26 protein-coding genes are annotated in these 12,545 nt (G+C 35.9%); all 26 read left to right on the top strand.

The genetic code is table 11. From position 1 onward, the window contains the following. Positions 1-2: 2 nt before the first annotated feature. The 26 genes from rplW to rplQ all read left to right on the top strand — a co-directional run bounded on the left by rplW (position 3) and on the right by rplQ (position 12,534). On the top strand, positions 3-293 hold the full coding sequence (gene rplW, locus SB689_RS06525) for a 50S ribosomal protein L23 (protein ID WP_410691339.1): 291 nt from the start codon (positions 3-5) through the stop codon (positions 291-293). A 22-nt stretch (positions 294-315) separates the two neighbouring features. Beyond that, the gene (gene rplB / locus SB689_RS06520; protein ID WP_034702846.1) at positions 316-1,137 is read left to right on the top strand and encodes a 50S ribosomal protein L2; all 822 of its coding nucleotides are present in this window, start codon (positions 316-318) and stop codon (positions 1,135-1,137) included. 2 nt (positions 1,138-1,139) lie between these two features. Continuing rightward, complete coding sequence (gene rpsS, locus SB689_RS06515; RefSeq protein ID WP_050378485.1) at positions 1,140-1,418, top strand: 30S ribosomal protein S19; 279 nt, start codon at positions 1,140-1,142, stop codon at positions 1,416-1,418. A 2-nt stretch (positions 1,419-1,420) separates the two neighbouring features. Then, the gene (gene rplV / locus SB689_RS06510) at positions 1,421-1,819 is read left to right on the top strand and encodes a 50S ribosomal protein L22 (protein ID WP_066752878.1); all 399 of its coding nucleotides are present in this window, start codon (positions 1,421-1,423) and stop codon (positions 1,817-1,819) included. A 7-nt stretch (positions 1,820-1,826) separates the two neighbouring features. Continuing rightward, positions 1,827-2,564, top strand: coding sequence for a 30S ribosomal protein S3 (rpsC, locus tag SB689_RS06505; protein WP_054512045.1), 738 nt, complete (start codon positions 1,827-1,829; stop codon positions 2,562-2,564). A gap of 78 nt (positions 2,565-2,642) precedes the next feature. Next, entirely contained in the window at positions 2,643-3,068 is a 426-nt protein-coding gene (gene rplP, locus SB689_RS06500) for a 50S ribosomal protein L16 (RefSeq protein WP_066752872.1), read from the top strand. Positions 3,069-3,080: 12 nt separating this feature from the next. Next, positions 3,081-3,269 carry a 50S ribosomal protein L29 gene (rpmC, locus tag SB689_RS06495; protein WP_066752868.1) on the top strand — a complete coding sequence of 63 codons (189 nt, stop codon included), beginning with the start codon at positions 3,081-3,083 and terminating at the stop codon, positions 3,267-3,269. A gap of 11 nt (positions 3,270-3,280) precedes the next feature. Continuing rightward, on the top strand, positions 3,281-3,538 hold the full coding sequence (gene rpsQ, locus SB689_RS06490; RefSeq protein WP_052186088.1) for a 30S ribosomal protein S17: 258 nt from the start codon (positions 3,281-3,283) through the stop codon (positions 3,536-3,538). A gap of 2 nt (positions 3,539-3,540) precedes the next feature. Continuing rightward, on the top strand, positions 3,541-3,909 hold the full coding sequence (gene rplN, locus SB689_RS06485) for a 50S ribosomal protein L14 (protein ID WP_066752865.1): 369 nt from the start codon (positions 3,541-3,543) through the stop codon (positions 3,907-3,909). 22 nt (positions 3,910-3,931) lie between these two features. After that, positions 3,932-4,258 (top strand): 50S ribosomal protein L24, encoded by a 327-nt coding sequence (rplX, locus tag SB689_RS06480; RefSeq protein ID WP_054512040.1) that lies wholly within the window; start codon positions 3,932-3,934, stop codon positions 4,256-4,258. Positions 4,259-4,271: 13 nt separating this feature from the next. Then, complete coding sequence (gene rplE / locus SB689_RS06475; protein ID WP_054512039.1) at positions 4,272-4,823, top strand: 50S ribosomal protein L5; 552 nt, start codon at positions 4,272-4,274, stop codon at positions 4,821-4,823. Between the two features lie 3 nt (positions 4,824-4,826). Next, positions 4,827-5,096 carry a 30S ribosomal protein S14 gene (gene rpsN, locus SB689_RS06470; RefSeq protein ID WP_034712998.1) on the top strand — a complete coding sequence of 90 codons (270 nt, stop codon included), beginning with the start codon at positions 4,827-4,829 and terminating at the stop codon, positions 5,094-5,096. A 146-nt stretch (positions 5,097-5,242) separates the two neighbouring features. Further along, positions 5,243-5,641, top strand: a complete 399-nt coding sequence (rpsH, locus tag SB689_RS06465) for a 30S ribosomal protein S8 (protein ID WP_072407375.1) — start codon at positions 5,243-5,245, stop codon at positions 5,639-5,641. A 17-nt stretch (positions 5,642-5,658) separates the two neighbouring features. Beyond that, a complete protein-coding gene (rplF, locus tag SB689_RS06460) occupies positions 5,659-6,204 on the top strand; it encodes a 50S ribosomal protein L6 (RefSeq protein ID WP_410691338.1) in 546 nt (181 codons plus the stop codon). A gap of 15 nt (positions 6,205-6,219) precedes the next feature. After that, positions 6,220-6,573, top strand: a complete 354-nt coding sequence (rplR, locus tag SB689_RS06455) for a 50S ribosomal protein L18 (protein WP_123982588.1) — start codon at positions 6,220-6,222, stop codon at positions 6,571-6,573. 19 nt (positions 6,574-6,592) lie between these two features. Further along, positions 6,593-7,114 carry a 30S ribosomal protein S5 gene (rpsE, locus tag SB689_RS06450; RefSeq protein ID WP_123982590.1) on the top strand — a complete coding sequence of 174 codons (522 nt, stop codon included), beginning with the start codon at positions 6,593-6,595 and terminating at the stop codon, positions 7,112-7,114. A 10-nt stretch (positions 7,115-7,124) separates the two neighbouring features. Continuing rightward, positions 7,125-7,301: a 50S ribosomal protein L30 gene (gene rpmD / locus SB689_RS06445; protein WP_007839493.1), complete on the top strand. Its 177-nt coding sequence runs from the start codon at positions 7,125-7,127 to the stop codon at positions 7,299-7,301. A gap of 18 nt (positions 7,302-7,319) precedes the next feature. Then, a complete protein-coding gene (rplO, locus tag SB689_RS06440; RefSeq protein ID WP_066752854.1) occupies positions 7,320-7,769 on the top strand; it encodes a 50S ribosomal protein L15 in 450 nt (149 codons plus the stop codon). 9 nt (positions 7,770-7,778) lie between these two features. Beyond that, on the top strand, positions 7,779-9,158 hold the full coding sequence (gene secY, locus SB689_RS06435; RefSeq protein WP_034702876.1) for a preprotein translocase subunit SecY: 1,380 nt from the start codon (positions 7,779-7,781) through the stop codon (positions 9,156-9,158). A gap of 3 nt (positions 9,159-9,161) precedes the next feature. Beyond that, complete coding sequence (infA, locus tag SB689_RS06430) at positions 9,162-9,377, top strand: translation initiation factor IF-1 (RefSeq protein WP_047401287.1); 216 nt, start codon at positions 9,162-9,164, stop codon at positions 9,375-9,377. A gap of 63 nt (positions 9,378-9,440) precedes the next feature. Next, positions 9,441-9,557 carry a 50S ribosomal protein L36 gene (rpmJ, locus tag SB689_RS06425; protein WP_007839480.1) on the top strand — a complete coding sequence of 39 codons (117 nt, stop codon included), beginning with the start codon at positions 9,441-9,443 and terminating at the stop codon, positions 9,555-9,557. A gap of 9 nt (positions 9,558-9,566) precedes the next feature. Further along, the gene (rpsM, locus tag SB689_RS06420) at positions 9,567-9,944 is read left to right on the top strand and encodes a 30S ribosomal protein S13 (RefSeq protein ID WP_066752851.1); all 378 of its coding nucleotides are present in this window, start codon (positions 9,567-9,569) and stop codon (positions 9,942-9,944) included. Between the two features lie 12 nt (positions 9,945-9,956). Then, a complete protein-coding gene (rpsK, locus tag SB689_RS06415; RefSeq protein ID WP_034702879.1) occupies positions 9,957-10,346 on the top strand; it encodes a 30S ribosomal protein S11 in 390 nt (129 codons plus the stop codon). 19 nt (positions 10,347-10,365) lie between these two features. Continuing rightward, positions 10,366-10,974 (top strand): 30S ribosomal protein S4, encoded by a 609-nt coding sequence (gene rpsD / locus SB689_RS06410; protein ID WP_072407383.1) that lies wholly within the window; start codon positions 10,366-10,368, stop codon positions 10,972-10,974. 33 nt (positions 10,975-11,007) lie between these two features. Further along, complete coding sequence (locus tag SB689_RS06405) at positions 11,008-12,003, top strand: DNA-directed RNA polymerase subunit alpha (RefSeq protein ID WP_123982592.1); 996 nt, start codon at positions 11,008-11,010, stop codon at positions 12,001-12,003. A gap of 6 nt (positions 12,004-12,009) precedes the next feature. Continuing rightward, positions 12,010-12,534, top strand: coding sequence for a 50S ribosomal protein L17 (gene rplQ, locus SB689_RS06400; protein WP_034725967.1), 525 nt, complete (start codon positions 12,010-12,012; stop codon positions 12,532-12,534). Positions 12,535-12,545: the final 11 nt, after the last annotated feature.

Genomic DNA, 12,545 nt, shown 5'->3' with positions numbered 1-12,545 from the left:
TCATGTCACTAATTATTAAACCAGTTATTTCAGAAAAGGCGAACTATCTTACAGATTTAAGAGGTGCTTATTCTTTCTTAGTACAACCTAAGGCGAATAAAATCCAAATTAAAAATGCTGTAGAGCAAGCTTATGGTGTAAAAGTAGCAGACGTTAGAACCATGATTTATGCGCCTAAAGTTTCTTCGAAATACACGAAAAAAGGTCTTCAAGTAGGAAAGACAAACAAATTGAAAAAAGCGATTATCACTCTTGCTGAAGGGGAAGTAATCGATATTTTTGCTGTAAATTAATTATTAATTATAAATAATAGTAATGTCTGTTAGAAAATTAAAACCTATCACCCCAGGACAGAGATTCAGAATTGTAAACAATTTTGAGGAAATTACTACTAACAAACCAGAGAAATCTCTAACTGTTGGTATTAGTAAGTCAGGTGGACGTAACCAAACTGGTAAAATGACCATGCGTTACACCGGAGGTGGACACAAAAAGAAATACAGAATTATCGACTTCAAAAGAAACAAGCATGATGTTGAAGCAACGGTAAAAACTGTAGAATATGATCCAAACAGAACTGCATTTATCGCTTTATTAGAATATGCTGACGGAGAGAAGAGATATATCATCGCTCCAAACGGTATCAAAGTAGATCAAAAGGTAGTTTCAGGAGAAAGCGTAGAACCGAACATCGGTAACGCAATGAAATTGAAAAACATTCCATTGGGTACTGTTATTTCTTGTGTTGAAATGAAGCCTGGACAAGGTGCTATTTTAGCAAGAAGTGCTGGTTCTTCAGCTCAACTTACTTCAAGAGACGGAAAATATGCAATCATCAAATTGCCTTCAGGAGAATCTAGAATGATCCTTACTGAGTGTTATGCAATGATTGGATCTGTTTCTAACTCTGATCATCAGTTAACTGTTTCAGGTAAGGCTGGTAGAAGCAGATGGTTAGGTAGAAGACCTAGAACTAGACCGGTAGTAATGAACCCTGTAGATCACCCAATGGGAGGTGGTGAAGGACGTTCATCTGGAGGTCACCCAAGATCTAGAAACGGTATGCCTGCTAAAGGTTACAAAACCAGAAAGAAAAACAAAGCGTCTAACCGTCATATCATATCTAAACGTAAATAATTATGGCAAGATCACTTAAAAAAGGACCATTCATCGCATATACTTTAGATAAGAAGGTTCAGGCAAATATAGAGGCTGGAAAGAAAACAGTTATTAAAACTTGGTCTAGAGCATCAATGATCTCTCCGGACTTCGTAGGACAAACTATTGCAGTACACAACGGGAAATCTTTTATCCCTGTTTATGTTACAGAAAACATGGTTGGTCACAAGCTAGGCGAATTTTCTCCAACAAGATCTTTCAGAGGTCATGGTGGTAACAAAAACAAAGGAAGTAGATAATCATGGGATCAAGAAAAAGAGAAAGTGCATTAGCACGTAAATTAACGAATCAAGATGTAGTAAAAGCATTACATAATGATTGCCCTTCTTCTCCAAGAAAGATGAGATTAGTTGCTGATATCATCAGAGGAGTAGAAGTTGACAAAGCTTTATACATTCTAAAATATTCTAAAAAAGACGCTTCTAACAAATTAGAGAAAGTATTACTTTCTGCGATGGCCAACTGGCAGTCAAAGAACGAAGGTGCTGATATCGAAGAAGCGAATCTTATCATTAAAGAAATTTTTGTAGACAGTGCTAGACAATTGAAGAGACTAAGACCTGCACCACAAGGTAGAGGACACAGAATCAGAAAGAGATCTAACCACATTACACTAATCTTAGGTAATAAAGAAAATTAATCAAGGTATGGGACAGAAGACAAATCCAATTGGTAACAGATTAGGTATCATCAGAGGATGGGATTCAAACTGGTTTGGTGGTAAAGATTATGGAGACAGAATCGCTGAAGACTACAAAATCAGAAGATACCTTGAAGCTAGATTATCTAAAGGTGGGATTTCAAAAATTTATATTGAAAGAACATTAAAATTAGTAACAGTAACAATCACTACTGCTAGACCGGGACTTATCATCGGTAAAGGAGGTCAGGAAGTTGACAAGCTAAAAGAAGAATTGAAGAAACTTACTAAAAAGGATATTCAAATCAATATTTTCGAAATCAAAAGACCTGAACTTGATGCAGTTTTAGTTGCTGATAGTATTGCTAAGCAAATTGAAAACAGAATTTCTTACAGAAGAGCTGTTAAAATGGCTATCGCTTCTACAATGAGAATGGGTGCTGAAGGTATCAAAGTTCAAATCTCTGGTAGATTGAACGGTGCTGAAATGGCTCGTTCTGAAAACTTCAAAGACGGAAGAATTCCATTATCAACTTTCAGAGCAGATATCGATTATCATATCGGTGAAGCACTTACTCAATACGGTAAGTTAGGAGTTAAAGTTTGGATCATGAAAGGAGAAGTTTACGGTAAGAGAGATCTTATGCCATTAGTAGGACAACAGAAGAAAGGTGGTCCTTCAGGAGGCGGAAACAGAGGAGATAGAGACAACAGAAGACCTTCAAGAGATAAAAAAAATAATTAATAAAATTTTAGAGGATAGTTTTTAAACGACCGTTACTTTTTTAAAATCTAAATTCTAAAATCTAAAATTTAAGAAATTATGTTACAACCAAAAAGAACCAAATTCCGTAGAGTTCATAAGATGAAGATGAAGGGGATTGCTCAAAGAGGTAATCAACTTGCTTACGGAACTTTCGGAATCAAAGCTACAGAAGGAGCTTGGATCACTGCAAGACAAATTGAAGCTGCTCGTATCGCTGCTACAAGATATATGAAGAGAGAAGGTCAACTATGGATCAAAATATTTCCAGATAAGCCAATTACTAAGAAACCAGCCGAAGTACGTATGGGTAAAGGTAAAGGTGCTGTGGAATATTGGGTAGCTGTAGTGAAGCCAGGTAAAATTATGTTCGAAGTCGGAGGAGTATCTTACGAAATCGCTAAAGAAGCATTAAGACTTGCTGCACAAAAATTACCGATAGTTACTAAATTTGTAGTTGCTAACGATTTTGTTAAACCTCTATAATCTTTGAATACAATGAAACAAGCTGAAATTAAAAATCTAAGCGCTGAAGATATTCAAGCAAAATTGGCTGAAGCTAAAGCTGAATTCACTAAAATGAAATTAGCTCACAAAATCAGCCCACTTGAAAATCCAATTCAAATCAGAGATTTGAGAAGAACGATCGCAAGACTAAATACTGAGTTAACTAACAAACAACAATAAGATTTTCATACATTATGGAAAGAAACTTAAGAAAAGAAAGAATCGGAATAGTTTCCAGCAATAAAATGGAAAAGACCATTGTTGTAAGTGAGACGACTAGAGTGAAACACCCGATGTACGGTAAATTCGTATTAAAAACGAAAAAATATACTGCACACGACGAAAACAACGAATGCACAGAAGGAGATACAGTTCTTATCCAAGAAACTAGACCTATGAGCAAGAGTAAGAGATGGAGATTAGTAAGAATCATTGAAAAAGCTAAGTAATAATGTTACAAACAGAATCAAGATTAAAAGTTGCTGATAACACTGGTGCTAAAGAGGTACTAGTAATCAGAGTTCTGGGTGGTACCAGAAGAAGATATGCTTCAGTTGGTGATAAGATTGTAGTTACTATCAAGGCTTCTACACCATCAGGAAACGCAAAGAAAGGTCAAGTATCTAAAGCGGTAGTAGTAAGAACAAAAAAAGCAGTTAGAAGAAAAGATGGTTCATACATCAAATTCGAAGACAATGCTTGTGTTTTACTAAACGCTGGTGGAGAAATGAGAGGAACACGTGTTTTCGGACCTGTTGCTCGTGAGTTGAGAGACAAAGAATATATGAAGATCATTTCATTGGCTCCTGAAGTACTTTAATTTTAAAAATTTTTAAACGAAAATGTCAAAGTTAAAAATAAAAAGAGGAGATAACGTAATCATTACTACTGGTAAGAAAGATATCAAAGGTAAAACTGGTGAAGTTATTGAAGTGATCAAAAAAGAAGGAAAAGACCCTAGAGTTATCGTTGCAGGACTTAACATCGTTAAAAAACACGTTAAGCCTTCAGCTTCAAATCCTCAAGGAGGAATCACAGAAAAAGAAGCTTCTATTCATATCTCAAACATAGCTTTAGTTGGTAAAGACGGAAAAGCTATCAAAATCGGTTACAAAATCGATGGAGATAAGAAAGTAAGAATCGACAAAAAAACGGGTGAAACTTTATAATTTTAAATAACACATGGAATATATCGCAAGACCCAAGAAAGCATATAAAGAAACAATTGTTCCTGCAATGATGGAAGAATTTGGGTACAAATCTGTAATGCAGGTACCTAGATTAGAAAAAATCATCCTATCTCAAGGTTTGGGTGATGCTACTGCAGACAAGAAAATTATTGATTATGCTGTAGAAGAACTTACAAATATTACTGGTCAAAAGGCTGTAGGTACTATTTCTAAGAAAGATGAAGCAGCTTTCAAATTAAGAAAAGGTATGCCTGTAGGTGCTAAGGTAACTCTTAGAGCTAGCAAAATGTACGAATTCTTAGACAGACTTACTGCTTCTGCTTTGCCACGTATTAGAGATTTCTCTGGTATTAAAGCTGATGGTTTCGATGGTAGAGGTAATTATAACTTAGGTATTACTGAGCAAATTATCTTCCCTGAGATCGCAATCGACAAAGTGAAAAAAATCCAAGGGATGGACATCACTTTCGTTACAACTGCGAAAACAGATAAAGAAGCTAAAGCATTGTTAACTCACTTCGGTTTACCTTTCAAAAAGAACTAAGAAATGGCTAAAGAATCAATGAAAGCGCGTGAGCGCAAAAGAGAAGCTACTGTAGCTAAATACGCTGAGAAAAGAAAAGCTTTAAAAGAAGCTGGTGATTATGAAGGACTTCAAAAATTACCAAAAAATGCTTCTCCTGTAAGATTACACAACAGATGTAAACTAACAGGTAGACCAAGAGGTTACATGAGAACTTTCGGTCTTTCAAGAGTAACTTTCCGTGAAATGGCCAACAACGGTCTTATTCCGGGAGTGAAAAAAGCTAGTTGGTAGTCAATACTAATTAAAAATCGGGACAATTAAGTTGTCTGGATACTAAAGAAATAAATATCAGACCGAAGTTTTTCTGAAGTCTGATATTTTAATCTTCAAGTCCCTTCAATACTGATTGTCTTTAACCAATAATTTAAAAAAGAAAAATGGTAACAGATCCAATTTCAGATTTCCTAACAAGAGTAAGGAACGCACAAAGCGCAGGCCACAAGGTGGTGGAAATTCCTGCATCGAAAATCAAAAAGGAGCTTACAAAAATCTTATTTGATCAAGGGTATATCTTAAACTACAAGTTTGAAGAGAGCGCTGTTCAAGGAACGATCAAAATAGCTTTAAAGTATGACAAGCAAACTAGCAAGCCTGCAATCAAGTCTATCCAAAGAGCTTCAAGACCAGGTCTAAGACAATACAAAGGTTCTACTGAACTTCCAAGAGTATTGAACGGTTTGGGTATCGCTATTATCTCTACTTCTAGAGGGGTAATGACTGATAAAAAAGCTAGAGAAGAGAAAGTAGGCGGTGAAGTAATCTGCTATGTTTATTAATTTTTAATCAAAGGAAAATGTCAAGAATTGGTAAAGCAATTATAACTATTCCCGCTGGTGTTACTGTCACTGAAAAAGAAGGTGTAGTAACTGTTAAAGGTCCAAAAGGAGAACTTACTCAGGAGCTTACAGAAGGAATTACTTTAGAACAAAACGATGGTGTGCTTACATTCAGCAGACCGTCTGATTCTAAACAACACAGAGCGCTACACGGTTTATACCGCGCGTTAATCAATAACATGATTTTGGGAACTGCTGAAGGTTTCACAAAAAAGTTAGAACTAGTAGGGGTAGGATACAGAGCTTCTCATTCAGGTCAAAAACTTGAATTAGCTTTAGGATTCTCTCACGGTATCGTTTTAGAACTTCCAAAAGAAGTAATAATCGACACATTGACTGAAAAAGGTAAAAACCCAATTATTACTTTAACGTCTCATGACAAGCAACTTCTAGGAATGGTTTCTGCAAAGATCCGTTCATTCAGAAAGCCTGAGCCATACAAAGGAAAAGGTGTAAGATTCGTAGGAGAAATTGTTAGACGTAAAGCTGGTAAATCTGCTTAATAAATTATAAGTATTATGGCATTAAGTAAAGTAGAAAAAAGAATAAGAATAAAAAGAAGAGTAAGAGGGAAAATCTCTGGATCTTCTGAATTGCCAAGATTATCTGTATATAAAAGTAATAAGGAAATTTACGCTCAGTTAATCGATGACAAAGACGGTAAAACTTTAGTATCTGCTTCTTCTAGAGATAAAGGAGTTGACGCTAAAGGTACAAAAAGTGAAGTTTCTGCCGCTGTTGGTAAAGCTATTGCTGCTAAAGCAGTTGCTGCAGGAATTGGAGCTATTGTATTTGATAGAAACGGTTTCGTATACCACGGTAGAGTGAAGGCTCTAGCTGACGGTGCGAGAGAAGGAGGACTTAAATTCTAATCATTAAATTTCGGAAAATATGTTAGGACTAGATAATATAGAAAGAGTAAAACCGGGAGGATTAGAATTAAAAGATCGTCTCGTATCAGTTAACAGAGTAACTAAAGTAACAAAAGGTGGTAGAGCTTTCGGGTTTTCTGCTATCGTTGTTGTTGGAAATGAAGAAGGAGTTATTGGTTACGGTTTAGGTAAATCTAAAGAGGTTGCTTCTGCAATTGCGAAAGCAGTTGAAGACGCTAAGAAAAACCTTGTTAAGGTACCTGTAATGAACCATACAATCCCTCACCAAACTACTGCTAGATATGGTGGTGCAGATATCTTCTTGAGACCTGCTTCTCACGGTACAGGACTTATTGCAGGTGGTGCAGTAAGAGCGGTATTGGAGTCTGCTGGTATTCACGATATCCTTTCAAAATCTAAAGGATCTTCTAACCCTCACAACGTAGTGAAAGCTACTTTCAAAGCGTTGCTAGACATCAGAAGACCTGAAGAAATTGCAAGAATGAGAGGAGTTTCTCTAAGTAAAGTGTTTAACGGTTAATAAATAAACAATGGCAACAATTAAAGTAAAACAAGTAAGAAGCGCTATTGGTAGAACAAAAACCCAAAAGAGAACGCTTGAAGCATTAGGATTTAAGAAACTTCACCAAGTTGTAGAACACGAAGCTACGCCTTCTATTTTAGGTATGATAGCTGCAGTTAGTCATTTACTTGAAGTTCAAAAATAATTTTAAAAAGAAATTAAAATGAATTTAAACAACATAAAACCTGCTGCAGGTTCTACTTTTAGTTCAAAAAGAATTGGTAGAGGTCAAGGTAGTGGAAAAGGAGGTACTTCTACGAAAGGTCACAAAGGACAGAAAGCAAGAGCTGGTTATTCTCAGAAGATCGGTTTTGAAGGAGGTCAAATGCCTTTACAAAGAAGATTACCGAAATTCGGTTTCAAAAATGTAAACAGAAAAGAATTTAGAGCTATTAACCTAGACGATATTCAAACTTTAATTGATACTAAATCTGTAACAGGAGATATTACAAAAGAAGTTTTGGTACAAAACGGTTTAGCTACTAAAAACGAATCAGTGAAAATTATGGGTAGAGGAGAATTGAAATCGGCGGTTTCAATCTCTGCTGATAAATTCACTAAATCTGCATTAGAGCTTATTTCTAAAGCAGGTGGACAAGCAATTACATTATAATAGTAACTAATGAAAGAATTTATACAAACCCTTAAGAATATTTGGAGCCTAAAGGAATTAAGAGATAAAATTCTCTTTACGTTAGGTATTATCCTTGTGTATAGATTCGCATCTTATATCTCGTTGCCTGCAATTAACCTTGCAGAAGTAGGGGATCTCTTAGAGCATTATAAAAATCAAGGCGGTAACAAGCAAGGAGCAGGTCTCCTTGGCTTGCTTTCGTCGTTTACGGGTGGGGCTTTCAGTCACGCTTCTGTAATGGCGTTAGGTATCATGCCTTATATTTCAGCTTCTATTATTGTTCAGTTGATGGGGATGGCTATTCCTTATCTTCAGAAACTTCAGAAAGATGGAGAGTCCGGTAGAAATACATTGAATCAAATTACTAGATGGTTAACGATTGGGGTTTGTCTTGTACAGGCACCTTCTTATTTAACTTCTATTACTCAATTATTCTTACCATATGCTCAGTTCCAGTCTGCATACTATGTAGAGCCAAACTCTATCATGTTCTGGTTACCAAGTATTGTTATACTTGTTGCCGGTTCAGTATTTGCAATGTGGTTAGGTGAGAAAATTACTGACAAAGGAATCGGAAATGGTATTTCTATCCTTATTATGGTTGGTATCTTATCTAGACTTCCAGAAGCATTTGTACAGGAAATGGCCGTGCAGAACGGAAAAGGAGGAATGGGATCTATCATGATCCTTATTGAAGTGATATTCTGGATGTTGGTGGTTCTTTTAGCAGTCGTCCTATCGGTCGCTGTTAGAAAAATTCCAATTCAATATGTAAGCAGAGCTCAAGCAAGAGGAGGTGTAAATAGAAATCTTATGCAAGGAGCAAGACAATGGATTCCGTTGAAAGTTAATGCTGCCGGTGTTATGCCAATTATCTTTGCTCAGGCATTGATGTTCGTACCTGGTTTATTAACCAAATTCGATGAATCTAATACTTTTCTTGCAGGTTTCAAGAATGTTTTTAGCTGGCAGTACAACGTATTGTTCGCGCTATTAATTATTATCTTCTCATTTTTCTATACTGCAATTACTATTCCGGTAAACCAAATGGCTGATGATTTGAAGAGAAATGGAGGTTTAGTACCGAAAGTAAGACCCGGTAAAGAGACAGCTGATTATTTAGATGATATTTTATCAAAAATTACCTTGCCAGGTGCAATATTTTTATCTATCTTTGCAGTCCTTCCAGCAATTGTGCATGGAAGCTTTGTTCAGACAGATGCGTTCGCCCTATTTTTCGGGGGAACATCACTATTGATTATGGTGGGAGTTATTTTGGATACAGTTCAACAGATTAATACATATCTGCTGAACCATCACTATGATGGCTTAATGCAGTCTAAACTGTCAAGAACGACTGGATATTAATTTATGGCAAAACAAAAACATATTGAACAAGACGGCGTTATTACGGAAGCACTTTCGAACGCCCAGTTCCGTGTAGAGCTAGAAAATGGGCATATGCTTATCGCTCATATTTCTGGTAAAATGAGAATGCATTATATTAAACTTTTACCTGGTGATAAGGTAAAACTAGAAATGTCTCCCTATGATTTGACAAAAGGGAGAATTACTTTTAGATATTAAACAACCGCCAAATGGAGTCTTCGGGTTTCCATTTGGCTATTGTTAAAAAATAAATACTATCAAATGAAAGTTAGAGCATCAATCAAAAAAAGAAGTGCTGATTGCAAGATCGTACGCAGAAAGGGTGTACTATTTGTAATCAACAAGAAGAACCCAAAATTTAAACAAAGACAAGGCTAATATTAAATTATGGCGAGAATTGCAGGTATTGATTTACCAAAAAACAAAAGAGGCGTTATCGGTTTGACTTATATTTATGGAGTTGGAAGAAGTACTTCTTCTGAAATCCTTAAAGCTGCCGGTATTAGCGAAGATAAGAAAGTCAACGAATGGAATGACGATGAATTGGCTGCAATCAGAAATTTTATTACTGAAAACGTAAAAGTTGAAGGTGAATTAAGATCTGAAGTGCAATTGAACATCAAGAGATTGATGGACATAGGATGCCAACGAGGAATACGTCACAGACTAGGACTACCTTTAAGAGGCCAGAGAACGAAAAACAACTCGAGAACCCGTAAAGGAAAGAGAAAAACAGTTGCTAACAAGAAAAAAGCAAGTAAATAATCGTTAGGAATTATGGCAAAACAAAGTAAAGTAGTTAAAAAAAGAAAAGTAAAAGTTGAAGCTATTGGTGAAGCGCATATTCAAGCTTCTTTCAATAACATCATCATTTCTTTAACAAATAAAAGCGGAGAAGTTATCTCTTGGGCTTCTGCCGGTAAAATGGGATTCAGAGGTTCTAAAAAGAACACTCCTTTTGCTGCTCAAATGGCAGCTGAAAATTGCTCTAACGTAGCCCACGAAGCTGGACTAAGAAGAGTAAAGGTGTATGTGAAAGGTCCTGGTGCAGGTAGAGAATCTGCGATCAGAACAATTCACAATTCAGGTATTGAAGTTAGCGAAATTATTGACGTTACTCCTATGCCACACAATGGATGTAGACCACCAAAAAGAAGAAGAGTTTAATTTTTAGAATTTACCCATTATGGCAAGATATATTGGACCTAAAACTAAGATTGCTAGAAAGTTTGGTGCTGCAATCTACGGAGATGATAAAAACTTCGAAAAGAGAAAAAACCAACCGCCAGGACAACATGGTCCTAACAAAAGAAGAGGTGCTAAAAAATCAGAATATGCAGTTCAGTTAGCTGAAAAACAAAAAGCTAAATATACTTACGGTATTTTAGAAAGACAGTTTGCAAACTTATTCGATAAAGCACACAGAAGTAAAGGTGTAACAGGTGAAGTTCTATTACAGCTTTGTGAATCAAGATTGGATAACGTAGTATACAGATTAGGTTTTGCTAAAACCAGAGCTGGTGCTAGACAGTTAACTTCTCACAGACACATTACTGTGAATGGTGAGATCCTTAACATCCCTTCTTATTTAGTAAAAGCTGGTGACGTAATCGCTGTAAGAGAGAAATCTAAATCTCTTGAAGTTGTTACTGACTCATTAGCTGCTAAAGCAAATTATGAGTGGTTACAATTCAACGATGAGAAGAAAGAAGGTACTTTCATCTCTGCTCCTGAGAGAATCCAAATCCCGGAAGACATCAAGGAACAGCTTATCGTCGAACTTTACTCTAAATAATTTTTTAATCAAATTTTTGCTCAACCCAATAATATGGCAATTTTACAATTCATAAAACCCGATAAAGTAATTTTACTTAACTCTGATGAATTTAAAGGTCAATTCGAATTCAGACCTCTAGAACCAGGTTTCGGGCTTACAATCGGTAATGCTTTGAGAAGAGTGTTGCTTTCTTCTCTGGAAGGATATGCTATTTCATCTATCAAAATAGAAGGTGTAGAGCACGAATTTTCAACTATTCCAGGAGTAATCGAAGACGTAACCGAAATTATTCTTAACCTTAAGCAGGTAAGACTAAAAGCTACGGCAGAAAACCAGACAAATGAGCAGGTTGTTGCTAAAGTTTCGGGACAAACGATTATTACTGCTGGAGATTTAGGTAAATCAATCAATGGATTCGAGATTTTAAATCCGGATTTATTAATCTGTAACCTAAACAGTGATGTAACTTTCGAAATCACCTTCAATGTAGAGAAAGGTAGAGGTTATGTTCCTTCGGAACAAAATAAGACAAACAATGCTCCTGTAGGAACTATTGCTATTGACTCTATTTTTACCCCTATTAAGAAAGTACAATACAGTATTGAGAATTATCGTGTAGAGCAAAAGACAGACTACGAAAAACTTGTATTAGATATAGAAACTGATGGCTCTATCAGCCCTCAGAATGCTTTAACAGAAGCTTCTAAGATATTAATTTATCACTTCATGTTGTTCTCTGATGAGAGAATCACGTTGGAGACTGAAGCTGTAAAAGCATCTATCCAGTACGATGAAGAGACTCTTCACACAAGACAACTTCTTAAGTCTAAATTAGCAGATATGGATCTTTCAGTAAGAGCCCTTAACTGTCTAAAAGCAGCTGAAGTAGAAACTCTTGGAGAACTGGTTTCTTACAGTAAGTCTGATTTGATGAAATTCAGAAATTTTGGTAAAAAATCTTTGACAGAACTAGAAGAATTAGTGCATTCAAAAGGTCTTAACTTCGGTTTCGACGTTGCAAAATATAAGTTAGACGCTGATAAATAATTAATAATGAGACACGGTAAAAAATTCAATCACTTAGGAAGAACAGCTTCTCATAGAAGTGCTTTACTTTCTAATATGGCTTGTTCTCTAATTGAGCATAAAAGAATCAACACTACTGTAGCTAAAGCGAAAGCTTTAAGAGTATATGTTGAACCTCTATTAACAAAGGCAAAAGAAGATACTACACACAATAGAAGAATTGTTTTTTCATATCTTCAAAGTAAAGAAGCGGTTACTGAACTTTTCAGATCAGTAGCTCCTAAAATCGCAGAAAGAAACGGCGGATATACAAGAATCATCAAGACTGGTTTCAGACAAGGTGATGCTGCTGATATGGCTCTTATCGAGCTAGTTGATTTCAACGAACTTTACAATCCTAATGCTGAAGAGAAAAAGACTACTAGAAGAAGTAGAAGAGCTACAACTGCTAAAAAAGAAGCTGTAGTTGCTGATGCTCCTAAAGTAGAAGAAAAAGTTGAAGAGCCTAAGGCAGAAGCAACTGATTCTACTGAAGAGAAAACTGAGGAATAATATAATATTTT

Origin of the sequence: Chryseobacterium sp. SIMBA_038 (assembly GCF_046535115.1) — a bacterium.
Taxonomy (GTDB): Bacteria; Bacteroidota; Bacteroidia; order Flavobacteriales; family Weeksellaceae; genus Chryseobacterium.
This window is presented reverse-complemented; position numbering and strand designations above follow the sequence as displayed.

Coding starts and splice junctions, on each gene's coding strand:
- rplW (WP_410691339.1), top strand. CDS start 3: ATGTCACTAATTATTAAACCAGTTATTTCAGAAAAGGCGAACTATCTT.
- rplB (WP_034702846.1), top strand. CDS start 316: ATGTCTGTTAGAAAATTAAAACCTATCACCCCAGGACAGAGATTCAGA.
- rpsS (WP_050378485.1), top strand. CDS start 1,140: ATGGCAAGATCACTTAAAAAAGGACCATTCATCGCATATACTTTAGAT.
- rplV (WP_066752878.1), top strand. CDS start 1,421: ATGGGATCAAGAAAAAGAGAAAGTGCATTAGCACGTAAATTAACGAAT.
- rpsC (WP_054512045.1), top strand. CDS start 1,827: ATGGGACAGAAGACAAATCCAATTGGTAACAGATTAGGTATCATCAGA.
- rplP (WP_066752872.1), top strand. CDS start 2,643: ATGTTACAACCAAAAAGAACCAAATTCCGTAGAGTTCATAAGATGAAG.
- rpmC (WP_066752868.1), top strand. CDS start 3,081: ATGAAACAAGCTGAAATTAAAAATCTAAGCGCTGAAGATATTCAAGCA.
- rplN (WP_066752865.1), top strand. CDS start 3,541: ATGTTACAAACAGAATCAAGATTAAAAGTTGCTGATAACACTGGTGCT.
- rplX (WP_054512040.1), top strand. CDS start 3,932: ATGTCAAAGTTAAAAATAAAAAGAGGAGATAACGTAATCATTACTACT.
- rplE (WP_054512039.1), top strand. CDS start 4,272: ATGGAATATATCGCAAGACCCAAGAAAGCATATAAAGAAACAATTGTT.
- rpsN (WP_034712998.1), top strand. CDS start 4,827: ATGGCTAAAGAATCAATGAAAGCGCGTGAGCGCAAAAGAGAAGCTACT.
- rpsH (WP_072407375.1), top strand. CDS start 5,243: ATGGTAACAGATCCAATTTCAGATTTCCTAACAAGAGTAAGGAACGCA.
- rplF (WP_410691338.1), top strand. CDS start 5,659: ATGTCAAGAATTGGTAAAGCAATTATAACTATTCCCGCTGGTGTTACT.
- rplR (WP_123982588.1), top strand. CDS start 6,220: ATGGCATTAAGTAAAGTAGAAAAAAGAATAAGAATAAAAAGAAGAGTA.
- rpsE (WP_123982590.1), top strand. CDS start 6,593: ATGTTAGGACTAGATAATATAGAAAGAGTAAAACCGGGAGGATTAGAA.
- rpmD (WP_007839493.1), top strand. CDS start 7,125: ATGGCAACAATTAAAGTAAAACAAGTAAGAAGCGCTATTGGTAGAACA.
- rplO (WP_066752854.1), top strand. CDS start 7,320: ATGAATTTAAACAACATAAAACCTGCTGCAGGTTCTACTTTTAGTTCA.
- secY (WP_034702876.1), top strand. CDS start 7,779: ATGAAAGAATTTATACAAACCCTTAAGAATATTTGGAGCCTAAAGGAA.
- infA (WP_047401287.1), top strand. CDS start 9,162: ATGGCAAAACAAAAACATATTGAACAAGACGGCGTTATTACGGAAGCA.
- rpmJ (WP_007839480.1), top strand. CDS start 9,441: ATGAAAGTTAGAGCATCAATCAAAAAAAGAAGTGCTGATTGCAAGATC.
- rpsM (WP_066752851.1), top strand. CDS start 9,567: ATGGCGAGAATTGCAGGTATTGATTTACCAAAAAACAAAAGAGGCGTT.
- rpsK (WP_034702879.1), top strand. CDS start 9,957: ATGGCAAAACAAAGTAAAGTAGTTAAAAAAAGAAAAGTAAAAGTTGAA.
- rpsD (WP_072407383.1), top strand. CDS start 10,366: ATGGCAAGATATATTGGACCTAAAACTAAGATTGCTAGAAAGTTTGGT.
- SB689_RS06405 (WP_123982592.1), top strand. CDS start 11,008: ATGGCAATTTTACAATTCATAAAACCCGATAAAGTAATTTTACTTAAC.
- rplQ (WP_034725967.1), top strand. CDS start 12,010: ATGAGACACGGTAAAAAATTCAATCACTTAGGAAGAACAGCTTCTCAT.